At 73.5% G+C, this 12,318-nt stretch carries 10 protein-coding genes; 4 read left to right on the forward strand and 6 right to left on the reverse strand.

The features are described from left to right. Positions 1–111: 111 nt before the first annotated feature. The 4 genes from ACZ6S8_RS26685 to ACZ6S8_RS26700 all read right to left on the reverse strand — a co-directional run bounded on the left by ACZ6S8_RS26685 (position 112) and on the right by ACZ6S8_RS26700 (position 4,307). A complete protein-coding gene (locus ACZ6S8_RS26685; RefSeq protein WP_469459862.1) occupies positions 112–1,296 on the reverse strand; it encodes a thiolase domain-containing protein in 1,185 nt (394 codons plus the stop codon). Next, positions 1,293–2,360, reverse strand: a complete 1,068-nt coding sequence (locus tag ACZ6S8_RS26690; RefSeq protein WP_469459864.1) for a thiolase domain-containing protein — start codon at positions 2,358–2,360, stop codon at positions 1,293–1,295. The genes ACZ6S8_RS26685 and ACZ6S8_RS26690 overlap by 4 nt, the downstream gene beginning before the upstream one ends. Next, the gene (locus ACZ6S8_RS26695; protein WP_469459866.1) at positions 2,360–3,328 is read right to left on the reverse strand and encodes a Zn-ribbon domain-containing OB-fold protein; all 969 of its coding nucleotides are present in this window, start codon (positions 3,326–3,328) and stop codon (positions 2,360–2,362) included. The genes ACZ6S8_RS26690 and ACZ6S8_RS26695 overlap by 1 nt, the downstream gene beginning before the upstream one ends. Positions 3,329–3,506: 178 nt before the next feature. Continuing rightward, complete coding sequence (locus ACZ6S8_RS26700; protein ID WP_469459869.1) at positions 3,507–4,307, reverse strand: crotonase/enoyl-CoA hydratase family protein; 801 nt, start codon at positions 4,305–4,307, stop codon at positions 3,507–3,509. A 186-nt stretch (positions 4,308–4,493) separates the two neighbouring features. On the opposite strand from ACZ6S8_RS26700, the gene ACZ6S8_RS26705 reads away from it, so the two are divergent. Further along, complete coding sequence (locus tag ACZ6S8_RS26705) at positions 4,494–6,131, forward strand: acyl-CoA synthetase (RefSeq protein WP_469459871.1); 1,638 nt, start codon at positions 4,494–4,496, stop codon at positions 6,129–6,131. A gap of 108 nt (positions 6,132–6,239) precedes the next feature. On the opposite strand, the gene ACZ6S8_RS26710 is transcribed toward ACZ6S8_RS26705, so the two are convergent. Both ACZ6S8_RS26710 and ACZ6S8_RS26715 read right to left on the reverse strand, forming a co-directional pair. Beyond that, complete coding sequence (locus tag ACZ6S8_RS26710) at positions 6,240–6,743, reverse strand: CAP domain-containing protein (RefSeq protein ID WP_469459873.1); 504 nt, start codon at positions 6,741–6,743, stop codon at positions 6,240–6,242. A gap of 83 nt (positions 6,744–6,826) precedes the next feature. Next, complete coding sequence (locus ACZ6S8_RS26715) at positions 6,827–7,042, reverse strand: hypothetical protein (protein WP_469459875.1); 216 nt, start codon at positions 7,040–7,042, stop codon at positions 6,827–6,829. A 278-nt stretch (positions 7,043–7,320) separates the two neighbouring features. Here ACZ6S8_RS26715 and paaK point away from each other — a divergent pair, with 278 nt between their 5' ends. The 3 genes from paaK (at position 7,321) to ACZ6S8_RS26730 (ending at position 12,242) form a co-directional block, all read left to right on the forward strand. After that, positions 7,321–8,622: a phenylacetate--CoA ligase PaaK gene (gene paaK / locus ACZ6S8_RS26720; protein WP_469459877.1), complete on the forward strand. Its 1,302-nt coding sequence runs from the start codon at positions 7,321–7,323 to the stop codon at positions 8,620–8,622. Positions 8,623–8,746: 124 nt separating this feature from the next. Next, a complete protein-coding gene (locus tag ACZ6S8_RS26725) occupies positions 8,747–9,601 on the forward strand; it encodes a YhjD/YihY/BrkB family envelope integrity protein (RefSeq protein WP_469459879.1) in 855 nt (284 codons plus the stop codon). 193 nt (positions 9,602–9,794) lie between these two features. Next, entirely contained in the window at positions 9,795–12,242 is a 2,448-nt protein-coding gene (locus tag ACZ6S8_RS26730; protein WP_469459882.1) for a penicillin acylase family protein, read from the forward strand. Positions 12,243–12,318 lie beyond the last annotated feature (76 nt).

Below are 12,318 nucleotides of genomic sequence, written 5' to 3' on the forward strand. Positions count from 1 at the left end.
CTCCCGGTACGTCGTCCGGGGGCCAGGTTATCCACCGCGCGGGGTGCCGCACAGGCCACGGTGCGTCACCCGTGACCGGTCCGGCACTCCCCGCGCGCCATCCGGCCGTGCTCAGGAGGTCGGTTCCTCCGCTCCCACCAGCCACATCGCGAAGAACTGCGCGCCGCCGCCGTACGCGTGGCCGATCGCCCGGCGGGCGTCGGGGACCTGGTGCTCCCCGGCCTGTCCGCGCACCTGCAGCGCCGCCTCCGCGAAGCGGATCATGCCGGAGGCGCCGATCGGATTGGTGGACAGGACCCCGCCGGAGGGGTTCACCGGGAGGTCTCCGTCGAGTTCGGTGACCCCGGCCTCGGTGAGCTTCCAGCCCTCGCCCTCGGCGGCGAAGCCGAGGTTCTCCAGCCACATCGGCTCGTACCAGGAGAACGGCACGTACATCTCGACCGCGTCGATCTCCCGGCGCGGGTCGGTGACCCCCGCCTGCCGGTAGACGTCTGCCGCGCAGTCCTTGCCCGCCTGCGGGGACACGAAGTCCTTCCCGGCGAACAGCGTGGGCTCGCTGCGCATCGCCCCGCCGTGCACCCAGGCCGGCGGCCTCGGCGAACGGGCCGCCCCGGCGCGGTCGGTGAGGATCATCGCGCAGGCGCCGTCCGACGAGGGGCAGGTCTCGGAGTACCGGATCGGGTCCCACAGCATCGGCGAGGCCTGGACCTTCTCCAGGGTGATGTCGTGCTCGTGCAGGTGCGCGTACGGGTTCTTCAGCGCGTTGCGGCGGTCCTTGTAGGCCACCAGGGAGCCCACGGTGTCCGGGGCGCCGGTGCGCCGCATGTACGCGCGGACGTGCGGGGCGAAGAAGCCGCCGGCTCCGGCGAGCAGGGGCTGCTGGAAGGGGACGGGCAGCGACAGCCCCCACATCGCGTTGGATTCGGACTGTTTCTCGAAGGCGAGGGTCAGGACCGTCCGGTGGACGCGGGCCGCGACCAGGTTGGAGGCGACGAGGGCGGTGGAACCGCCGACGGAGCCGGCCGTGTGCACGCGGAGCATGGGTTTGCCGACGGCGCCGAGGGCATCCGCCAGGTACAGCTCCGGCATCATCACCCCCTCGAAGAAGTCGGGGGCCTTGCCGATGACCACCGCGTCGATGTCCGCCCAGGTCAGCTCGGCGTCCGCGAGGGCGCGGGCGGCGGCCTCCCGGACCAGTCCGGCGATGGACACGTCGTGGCGGGCGGCCACGTGCTTGGTCTGGCCGATCCCGACGACGGCCACCGGTTCCTTGCCCGTCGTGCTCGTCGTACTCAACGGGGGTCCCCTTCCAGGACGGCGACCAGGTTCTGCTGGAGGCAGGGGCCGGAGGTCGCGTGGGCGACGGCCCGGTCGGACTCGCCGCGGTGGATGCGGGCGGCCGCCTCGCCGATCCGGATGAGGCCGGCGGCCATGACCGGGTTGGCCGCGAGGGCGCCGCCGGAGGGGTTGACGGACACGCCGTCGCCGAGGCCGAGGACCTTGCGGAGCACGACCTCCTGGGAGGAGAACGGCGCGTGCAGTTCGGCCGTGTCGACGGGTCCCTCGAAGACCCCCGCCTGCTCGGCGGCGATCCGTGTGGACGGGGAGTCGGTGAGGTCGCGCAGGCCCAGGCCGTGGGCCTCGATGCGGTGGTCGATGCCGGTGATCCAGGCGGGCCGCTCGCACAGCCGGCGCGCCGTGTCTCCCGCGGCCAGGATCACCGCGGCCGCGCCGTCGCCGATCGGCGGGCAGTCGCCGGTGCGCAGCGGGGCCACCAGGTAGTCGCCCTGGGGCACCGCCCCGGTGAGCTGGGCGTACGGGTTGCCGGTGGCGTCGGCGCGGCTGCGGGCGCCGATGGCGGCCAGCGCCTCCTCGTCGGTCTCCCCCGCGTCGACGAGGGCCTGCGCCTGGAGGGCGGCGAGGGCCACCGAGTCGGGCCAGAGCGGGGCGAGGTAGTACGGGTCGAGCTGGCGGGTGAGCACGTCGCGCACCGACCCGGGCGAGGACTTCCCGTACCCGTAGACGAGCGCGGTGTCGGCCTCGCCGGTCTGGATCTTCACCCAGGCCTCGTACAGGGCCCACGCCCCGTCCATCTCGACGTGCGACTCGGAGATCGGCGGCCAGGCGCCGACTCCGTCGAGGGTCATCGTGAACGAGAAGGCCCGGCCGGCGAGGTAGTCGCTGGATCCGGAGCAGGTGAATCCGATCTCGCCGGCCTTCAGCCCCGTCTGGGCCAGGACCTGGTGGAGCACCGGCATGACCATTTCCACTTCGCTGAGCTCGTCGGTGCGGCGCAGGTGGTCGCTCTGCGCGAAGGCGACGACGGCGACTTCCCGTGCGTGCCTGCTCGTCCTGGCCATCAGATGAGCTCCTTGTACGCGTCGTAGTCCGCGTCCGGCTCGCCGGTGGGGCGGTAGTGGTCGGGGTGGCGGCCGCCTTCGGTCCACACCGGTTCGACGCGCAGGCCCATGCGGACCTGGTCGTACGGGATCCCGCCGATCCGGCCGTGGAGGGCGAGTCCGGCGCCGTCGAGGGCGATGTGGGCGTAGACGTAGGGGACTTCGATGTCGAGGCCCCGGGCCTTGATGTTGACGATGCAGTACGTGGTGACGGTCCCGGCCGGGCCGACCTCCACGCGGTCGGTGGTCGCGACCCCGCAGGTGGGGCAGGCGCCGCGGGGCGGGACGTAGACCTTGTGGCAGGAGGGGCAGCGCTCGCCGACGGTCTTGCGGTCGGCGAGGGCGTTGATGTAGGCGGTCTGGGCGCGGCCCGGGCTGTACGTGTAGTCCAGGCGGGCCTCGGCGACGATGCCGGTGACGGCGTCCGCGAACACCCCGTCGTGCGGGGCGGCTTCCCCGTCCCCGGCGTCAGGGGCGCTCTCGTGGGGCTCGAAGCAGGCGATGTCGGTGATGGCGCCGACCCGCTCGGCGGCCCACCGCACCCGTACCCGCATGCCGGTGCGCACGGCTTCGGGGCCGGGGGCATCGAGGGCGTGCAGGATCGCGGTGTCCGCGCCGTCGAGGGTGACGAGGACCCAGGCGAAGGGGGTGGCGAGGGGCTGATGGGGGCGGGGGGCCTGGTTCCAGGCCCAGGTGGTGACGGTGCCGGTGGCGGCCACCTCGACGAGGTCGCGGATCTCCTCGGCGGTGACGGGGTCGTACTCGGCCGGCGGGACCATCACCCTGCCGTCGGAGGTCCGGACGCCGAGCACGACGCCTTCGCGCAGGCCGGTGAGGAAGGCGCTCTGGACGGGCCCGAGGGACCGGGTGAAGGGGAACTCGACGACGAGGGGCGCGCGGAGCAGTTCGGGTGGGGAGGCGGCTGTCATGGCTGGCAACTCCGATGCGGTTGTTCCGGTACGGACGGACGACGAACGCGGACCCCGGCCGGGAGGTCCCGGTACCGCGGGAGCCCCGCTCCCGGGTCCCGGCCGGGACCGGGGCGGGGGCCGCCGGGGCGGGGTCCGGGGCCGGGACCGGGGCCGGGTCCGGGGCGGGGTCCGGGGGCTACTCGCGGCGGTACACCGCGGGCCGTTTCTCCGCGAAGGCCCGCGCCCCCTCCTTGGCGTCCGCCGTGTCGAAGACCGGCCACCCGCGGAGCAGTTCCGCGGCCAGCCCATCCCGCTCGGTCATCTCGGCGGTCTCGTACACGGAGGCCTTCACCGCCTCGACCGCCAGCGGCCCGCAGGCGTTGATCCGTTCGGCGATCTCCAGCGCCGTCTCCAGCGCCGTGCCGTCCGGGACCACCCGTCCGACGAGACCGATCCGCGCGGCCTCGTCCGCCGCGTACGGGCGCCCCGTCAGCAGCATCTCCAGGGCGTGCGTGCGCGGGATCTGGCGGGGCAGCCGCACCGTGGAGCCGCCGATGGGGAAGAGCCCCCGCTTGACCTCGAAGAGGCCGAAGGTGGCTCCCTCGCCCGCCACCCGGATGTCGGTGCCCTGCAGGATCTCGGTCCCGCCGGCCACGCAGTAGCCCTCGACGGCCGCGATGACCGGCTTGCGCGGCCGGTGGTGGCGGAGCATGGCCTTCCAGTGCAGGTCGGGGTCGGCCCGCAGACGGTCCCGGTACTGATCGCCCGCCATGCCCTTCCCGGCGAGCGCCTTGAGGTCCATGCCGGCGCAGAAGTCGCCGCCGGCTCCCGTCAGCACGACCGAGCGGATCCCGTCGTCGGCGTCGGCCTCCAGCCAGCCGTCGTACAGCCCCACCAGCAGCGGCAGCGAGAGCGCGTTCTTCGCCTCGGGCCTGTTCATGGTGAGCACCAGCGTGGCGCCGTGGCGATCCACGGTCAGGTGTTCCGTCCCACCCATTGCCGTCCTCCCGTCTCAAGACCTAGAACAGGTTGCAGTAGGGGCGGGTGCAGTTCAATAGTTTTCTGACACTCAGTCAGTTTTCTTGGGCGGCTCCCTTCCCAGTTGCGCCGGGCGGCGCTCTAATGACCGCCGAGCAGCCGGCCACGGGTCCGGCCATGGGAACTGTCAGGGTCAGGAGGAACGGTGGAGTACAACCTTGCCGACCTGTTCGAGTCGGTCGTGGACGTGGTCCCGGACCGCGAGGCCCTCGTGTACGTGGACCACCCGGGCACCGGCGCCGAGCGCCGCCTCACGTACGCGGAGCTGGACGCGGCGGCGAACCGCATCGCGCACCACCTGCTGGACAGCGGGCTGACGGCCGGCGAGCACCTGGGCCTGCACCTCTACAACGGGGTCGAGTACCTGCAGACCGTACTGGCCTGCCTGAAGGCCCGGCTGGTACCGGTGAACGTCAACTACCGCTACGTGGAGGAGGAACTGGCCTACCTCTACAACGACGCGGACCTCGCCGCCCTCGTCTTCGAGGGCGAGTTCACCGCGCGCGTCGCGGCCGCGCTGCCCCAGGCGCCGAGGCTCCGTCACCTGATCCGGGTGGGCGAGGCCCCCGAGGGCGCCCCGGAGCCGTCGATCGCCCCGGTGACGTACGGGGACGCCGAGGCGTCGGGCTCGCCCGCGCGCGGCTTCCCGTCCCGCAGCGCGGACGACCTCTTCATCATCTACACCGGCGGCACGACCGGAATGCCCAAGGGCGTGATGTGGCGCGCCGAAGACCTCTTCTTCGCGGGCCTGTTCGGCGGCGAGCCGACGGGCGAGCCGGTGAAGCGGCCGGAGGAGCTGGCCGAGCGGGTGGCCGCGCGCGGCGCCGGGCTCACCTTCTTCCCCGCTCCCCCGCTGATGCACGGCACCTCGACCCTGACCTCGTTCATCGCCTTCAACTACGGCCAGCGGGTGGTCATCCACCGCAAGTACGCGCCGGAGGAGGTGCTGCGCACCATCGAGAAGGAGAAGGTCTCCAGCGTGTCGCTGGTGGGCGACGCGATGCTCAGGCCCCTGATCGACGCCCTGAACGGCCCGCTGAAGGGCACGGACCTGTCCTCGCTGTTCAGCGTCTCCTCGTCCGGCGCGATCATGTCGGAGACCGTGCGCGCCGAGTTCCAGCGCCTGGTCCCGAACGTGATGCTCCTGAACAACTTCGGCTCGTCCGAGTCCGGTTCCAACGGCCGGGCCACGGACGACTCGGGCCCGGAGAAGGGCTTCCGGCTGGAGGTCAACGAGCGGACGCAGGTGGTGGATCCGGTGACCTACGAGCCGGTCCCGGTGGGCGTTCCGGGCCGGCTGGCCCAGCGCGGGCACGTCCCGCTGGGCTACTACAACGACCCGGCGAAGACCGCCGAGACCTTCTTCCGCAAGGGCGCCGAACGCTGGGTGCTGCTCGGCGACATGGCGACCGTGGACGAGGCGGGCATCGTGACCGTCCTCGGGCGCGGCTCGCAGTGCATCAACACCGGCGGCGAGAAGGTCTATCCGGAGGAGGTCGAGCAGGCGCTGAAGTCCCATCCGGACGTGTACGACGCCCTGGTCGCGGGCGTCTCCGATCCGACGTGGGGCAGCCACGTGGCCGCGGTGGTCCAGGTCCGGGCGGGTGCGCCGGAGCCGACCCTGGACGAGATCCAGAACCACTGCCGCACCAAGCTGGCGGGGTACAAGATCCCGCGCCAGCTGGTCATCGCCCCCGCCATCCAGCGCTCGCCCAGCGGCAAGGCGGACTACCGGTGGGCCAAGTCGGTGGCGACGGACGCGGATTCCGCACCCGCGGGGTAGGGCGGCCCGCACCCTGCGGGACGGACGTCAGCACACGAAGCGCCCGGGAGGCCGGTGGACCGGCCGACCCGGGCGGTGACGGTTGCGGAAGGCGGGGATCCCTACGGCCTAGCGCGGGGTCGCGAAGACCTGGACCGCGCGGTCGCCGGACACCGCGACGCCGGTGTCGGTGTAGCTGCACCTCAGCATGTCGGCCTTGTGCGGGGCGCTGTTCAGCCAGCCGTCGACGTGGCCCTTCGAGCTGTCGTATCCGCTGGAGACGTTCTCGCCCCAGGAGCCCCAGGTGTAGCCGGCCTTTTCGATCCGCTGCGTCACGGAGGAGCCGTCCGATCCGGCGTGACCGTTCAGGTTGTTCTTGGCCATGTCGTCCGCGTGGGCCTGGGCAGCCTGGGTGAGCTGCGCGTTCTCCGCGAGCGGCTGACAGCCGGCCTTCGCGCGCTCGGCGTTCACGAGCGAGAGGATCTCGCTCGCGCTGGCCTGCTGGACGACGCCCTGGGCCGCGGGATGCGCGGCCGTGGCGACCGCGCCGGCGGCGCCGGCTCCGGCCAGCAGCAGGGGGGCCGCGCAGGCGGCCACGGCGATGCGGCGTATGCGGTGGGACCGGGTCTTCATGATGCTCCCTCGGGGTAGGCGGCAGTGGAGGGCGACCCGTCTCCGCACGACGCGGAGGCAGGGTCCTGCCCGGAAACAGGCGGCTAGAGGCCGGCCCTCAGTTCGGCGGCCAGGGAGCGGCACCATTCGGCCAGCTCCCGGCGGTCCGTGCCCCGGCCCAGCAGCTCGGCCTGTGCCTCGGTCAGGCGCAGCGGGCCGGGGTCCTCCAGCAGCTGCGCGACCTCGGCCAGCATGCCGACCAGGCGCCGGGCGCCGGAGGCGCTCAGGCGCACCGATACGGCGGGATCGACTACCGACATGACCGCCGCTCCCTTCACCGTACGGCCGCGGGGCTCTCCTTCGACCGTACGCCGGTCCCGGGTGGCCCGCCGCCCGGGACCGGGGACCCGCGCGCACACCGGCCGCGGAGCGGCCGAGGACCGGATCAGGACCCGATCAGGACCGGGTCAGGACCGGCTGAAGTCCGGTCGGCACGGCTCCCGGAAGAGACGCTCACTCGTTCGAGTCATTGATTTACCCGGCAGGGTCCGGCAATGTACCGAATGATCGGTCGGTTGGTTTCGGATGAGGTGACGGCATGACGGCGTACGCGGATCTCCACGACGAGGGCGAGCGGCTCGGCCGCGACGAGCTCGCCGCGCTCCAGCTCGAACGGCTGCGCGCGACGCTGCACCGGGCCTACGACCGGGTGCCCTTCTACCGGCAGGCCTTCGACAAGGCCGGGGTGCATCCGGACGACTGCCGCTCGCTCGCGGACCTCGCCCTGTTCCCCTTCACCGCCAAGACCGACCTCCGCGACCAGTACCCCTTCGGGATGTTCGCCGTACCGCGCGCGGACGTCCGCCGGATCCACGCCTCCAGCGGCACCACCGGACGCCCCACCGTCGTCGGCTACACGGACGGGGACCTGGCCACCTGGGCCGACGTGGTCGCCCGGTCCCTGCGCGCCGCGGGCGGCAGACCCGGTCAGATCGTCCACATCGCCTACGGCTACGGCCTGTTCACCGGCGGCCTGGGCGCGCACTACGGCGCCGAGCGGCTGGGCTGTACGGTCGTGCCCGCCTCGGGCGGGATGACGGACCGCCAGGTCAGGCTGATCCAGGACTTCCGCCCCGAGGTCATCATGGTGACCCCTTCCTACATGCTCACCCTGCTGGAGGAGATGGAGCGCCAGGGCATCGACCCGCGCGCGACCTCCCTCAGGACCGGCGTCTTCGGCGCGGAGCCGTGGACCGAGGAGATGCGCCGGGAGATAGAGGAGCGGCTCGACATCGACGCGGTCGACATCTACGGCCTGTCCGAGGTCATGGGACCGGGCGTGGCGCAGGAGTGCGTGGAGACCAAGGACGGCCTGCACGTCTGGGAGGACCACTTCTACCCGGAGGTCGTCGATCCGCTCACCGGCGCGGTGCTCCCGGAGGGCGAGCCGGGCGAACTGGTGTTCACCTCCCTCACCAAGGAGGCCATGCCCGTCATTCGCTACCGCACCCGGGACCTGACCCGGCTGTTGCCCGGGACCGCCCGGCCGGCGTTCCGGCGGATGGAGAAGGTCACCGGCCGCACCGACGACATGATCATCCTGCGCGGGGTGAACCTGTACCCGACCCAGGTCGAGGAGATCCTGCTGCGGACGCCCGCCCTGGCCCCGCACTTCCAGCTGCGGCTGACCCGGGAGGGCCGGATGGACGCCCTGACCGTACGGGTCGAGGCGCGCCGGGAGGCACAGGCCGGACAGCGGGAGGCCGCGGCCGCCGCCGTGGCGCGGGCCGTGAAGGAGGGCATCGGGGTTTCGGTGCGGGTCGAGGTGGTCGAGCCGGAGACCCTGGAGCGGTCGGTGGGGAAGATCAAGCGGCTGGTCGACCTCCGCGGCGCCGGGTAGGCGCCGGGTAGGCGCCGGGCAGCCCCTCCCGCGTTCCGCCTCCGGGCGGGCGAAACCACCCCTTCGGGTCCAATCAGGCCGGGCGTCCGGGAGCGGGCGGGCCCCCGCGGGTAGTGCATGAGGCGTGACCTCGATCCTCCGGCGGCTCTACGACCGGCTCCAGGGCTCCCAGGCCGGCCTGGCGTGGAGCCGCGGCCGGGAGATCGAGCTCATGCACCGGGCGATGGGCTTCGCGGCCCTCGGGTTCCTCACCCTGGTGCCGCTGCTGGTGGTCGTGGCGGCCGCCGCACCCGGCAGCGGCTCGGGCTTCGGCCGCTGGCTCGGCCAGGCCCTGGGGGTGGCCGAGTCCTCGCGGGCCCGGGTCGAGATGGTCTTCGGCGCGGCGGACCTGGCGCTGGAACGCACCACGGCCTTCGGCCTGGCCGCGCTCGCCGTCTTCGGCCTGACGTTCGGCTCGGCCGTGCAGACCGGATACGAGAAGGTCTGGGACGTACCGACCGCCCGATGGCACACGATGTGGCGGCACGTCATCTGGCTCGCCATGCTGGTCTGCTACCTGGCGCTGCTCGTGGTCATCCCCGCCCCCTCGAACCACCCCCTCGGCACCCTCCTCGGCACCGTGGGCGACCTCACCGGCACCTGTCTGTTCTTCGTCCTCTCCCAGCGGCTCCTGCTCGGCGGCCGCGTCCGCTGGCGCGCCCTGGTGCCGGGGTCGGTGGCCACCAGCGTCGGCCTGCTGGGACTGCGGGTCTTCTCCCAGCTGGTGTTCTCCCCGCTGATCGCCTCGAACGCCGTGACCTACGGCCCGTTCGGCACCCTGCTGGTCGTCCAGTCCTGGCTGGTCGGCGTGGGCTTCGTGGTCTACGGCGGTGCGCTCGTCGGCCGCCTCCTCCACGAACACCTCACCCTGCGCCGCCTGCGCCGCGACGGAGTCCTCCCCGCCGAGGACCGGCCCGCCCCCGGCGCCGCGGCGGCCTGACCGCGCCGGGCCTCCGGATCCGCGGCACGGCCACGCCCCCGACCCGCGTTCCCCCGTACGTCCGAGGCCACCGCCCGGGACGCCCGACGGGCCGTTGACAGATCATCGGCGTACCTGCATGAGTGTGGGTGCACGGACGCACCGCCTGCATCAGGGGCAACCACGCCCGCTCGCAGGCCACTTGGGAGGTACGTTGCGCTCACACGATGGTCCTCGCCGCACCCGGCCGCCGCTGCGCCGGATCGCGCTGGCCGGATTCGCCCTGCTCGCCACGACGCTCGCGTTACCCCCGTCCGCGGCGGCCGCCACCGACACCGGCCCGTCCGGCGGTGGTCTGTCCGCCGTCATCCGTTACACCGAGAACGGCATCCCGCACATCCTCGCCCGGGACTACGCCCACCTCGGCTTCGGCACCGGCTGGGCGCAGGCGGCCGACCAGGTGTGCGTGCTCGCCGACGGGTTCGTGACCGTCGCCGGTGAGCGCTCGCGCTGGTTCGGCCCCACCGCGGCGCCGGACGGCTCCCTGTCCTCCGCCACCGACAACCTCTCCAGCGACCTGTACTTCAAGGGCGTACGCGACTCCGGCACGGTCGAGAAGCTCCTGGCCACGCCCGCGCCGGCCGGCCCCAGCCGGGACCTCAAGGAGCTGATGCGCGGCTGGGCCGCCGGATACAACGCCTGGCTCGCCCAGAACAAGGTCGGCGACCGCGCGTGCAAGGGTGCCGGCTGGGTCCGCCCGGTCACGGCCACCGACGTGGCGGCCCGCGGCTTCGCCGTCTCGGTCCTCGGCGGCCAGGGGCGTGCCGTGTCCGGCATCACCTCCGCGCAGCCGCCGGGTTCCGCCGCGGGCGGGCTCACCGCCGCGCCGCGCGAGCCGGACCCGGCGGCCGCCGCCGAGGCGGCGAGGGCGTTCTTCGACACCACCCGCTACGACATGGGGTCCAACGCGGTGGCCTTCGCCGGCTCCACCACGAAGAGCGGCAGCGGACTGCTGCTCGGCAACCCGCACTACCCCTGGCAGGGCGGGCGCCGCTTCTGGCAGTCCCAGCAGACCATTCCCGGCGAGCTGAACGTCTCGGGCGGCTCCCTGCTGGGCACCGCCGTGGTCAACATCGGCTTCAACGAGAAGGTCGCCTGGAGCCACACGGTGGCCACCGGCACCCCGGTCAACCTGCACCAGCTCACCCTCGACCCGGCCGACCCGACCGCCTACCTGGTCGACGGGAAGCCCGAGAAGATGACCCGGCGGACCGTCACCGTCCCGGTCGCGGGCGGCGAGCCGGTCACCCGCGGCCAGTGGTGGACCCGCTACGGCCCGGTGGTGTCGAACCTCGGCGCGGGCCTGCCGCTGCCCTGGACGGCCGGGACGGCGTACGCGCTGAACGACCCCAACGCGGCGAACCTGCGCGGCTCCGACACCGCGCTCGCGATGGGCCGGGCCCGCTCGGTGGCCGGGATCCAGGATGCCCTGAAGCGCACCCAGGGCCTCCCGTGGGTCAACACCGTGGCCGCGGACTCCGCGGGCGGCACCCTCTTCACCCAGTCCCAGGTGCTCCCCCGGATCACCGACGAGCTCGCGGCCCGCTGCTCGACGCCGATCGGCCAGGCCACGTACCCGGCCTCGGGCCTGGCGGTGCTGGACGGCTCGCGCGGCGACTGCGCGCCGGGCTCGGACCCCGACGCCGTGCAGCCGGGCGTGTTCGGCCCCGGCAGGGCGCCGACGCTGCGCGACGCCCCGTACGCCGAGAACTCCAACGACAGCGCGTGGCTCGCCAACGCGGACCGTCCGCTGACCGGCTACGAGCGCGTCTGGGGCAACGTCTCCACCCCGCGTTCGCTCCGGACCCGGGGAGCGGTCGAGGACGTGTCCGCGATGGCGGCGAAGGGCCGGCTGACCGTGGCCGACCTGCAGGGGCAGCAGTACGCGAACCGGGTTCCGGCCGGCGACCTGGCGGCCGCCGACGCGGCGAAGGCCTGCGCGGCGCTGCCCGGCGGCTCGGCGGCGGGCAGCGACGGCTCGCCGGTGGACGTGTCGGCGGCCTGCGCGGTGCTGGCGGGCTGGGACCGTACGACCGACAGCTCCAGCCGGGGCGCGCTGCTCTTCGACCGGTTCTGGCGGAAGCTGACGGCGACGACGGCGGCCAGGGACCTGTGGCTGGTGCCCTTCTCGGCGGCGGATCCCGTCCGCACGCCGCGCACGCTCAACCAGGCGGCGCCCGGGCTCGGACGGGCCCTGGCGGACGCCGTCGCCGAGTTGCGGGCGGCGGGGATCGCGCTGGACGCCCCGCTCGGCGCGCACCAGTTCGTGGTCCGCGGCGGGCAGAAGCTGCCCGTGGGCGGCGGCACCGAGGCCCTCGGTGTGTGGAACAAGATCGAGGCGCCGTGGAACGCCGCGGCCGGCGGCTACCCCGAGGTGCTGCACGGCTCCAGCCACATCCAGGCGGTCGGCTGGGACGGCGGCCGCTGCCCGGTGGCGCGCACCCTGCTGACGTACGGCCAGTCCTCGGACCCGGACTCCCCGTACTCCGCGGACCAGACGCGGCTGTTCTCGCAGGAGCGCTGGGTGACCTCGCGGTTCTGCGAGCGGGACATCCTCGCCTCGCCGCGGCTGAAGGTGGTGTGGCCGCGCGAGCGCCGGTGACCCGGTGACCCCCTGACCGGGCCCGGTGGAGGAACCTCGCGCGGACGCGGGGACCTCCGCCGGGGCCGGTCGGGGG

The organism is Streptomyces sp. NPDC048461 (assembly GCF_055587105.1).

Coding starts and splice junctions, on each gene's coding strand:
- ACZ6S8_RS26690 (WP_469459864.1), bottom strand. CDS start 2,360: ATGGCCAGGACGAGCAGGCACGCACGGGAAGTCGCCGTCGTCGCCTTC.
- ACZ6S8_RS26695 (WP_469459866.1), bottom strand. CDS start 3,328: ATGACAGCCGCCTCCCCACCCGAACTGCTCCGCGCGCCCCTCGTCGTC.
- ACZ6S8_RS26700 (WP_469459869.1), bottom strand. CDS start 4,307: ATGGGTGGGACGGAACACCTGACCGTGGATCGCCACGGCGCCACGCTG.
- ACZ6S8_RS26710 (WP_469459873.1), bottom strand. CDS start 6,743: ATGAAGACCCGGTCCCACCGCATACGCCGCATCGCCGTGGCCGCCTGC.
- ACZ6S8_RS26715 (WP_469459875.1), bottom strand. CDS start 7,042: ATGTCGGTAGTCGATCCCGCCGTATCGGTGCGCCTGAGCGCCTCCGGC.
- paaK (WP_469459877.1), top strand. CDS start 7,321: ATGACGGCGTACGCGGATCTCCACGACGAGGGCGAGCGGCTCGGCCGC.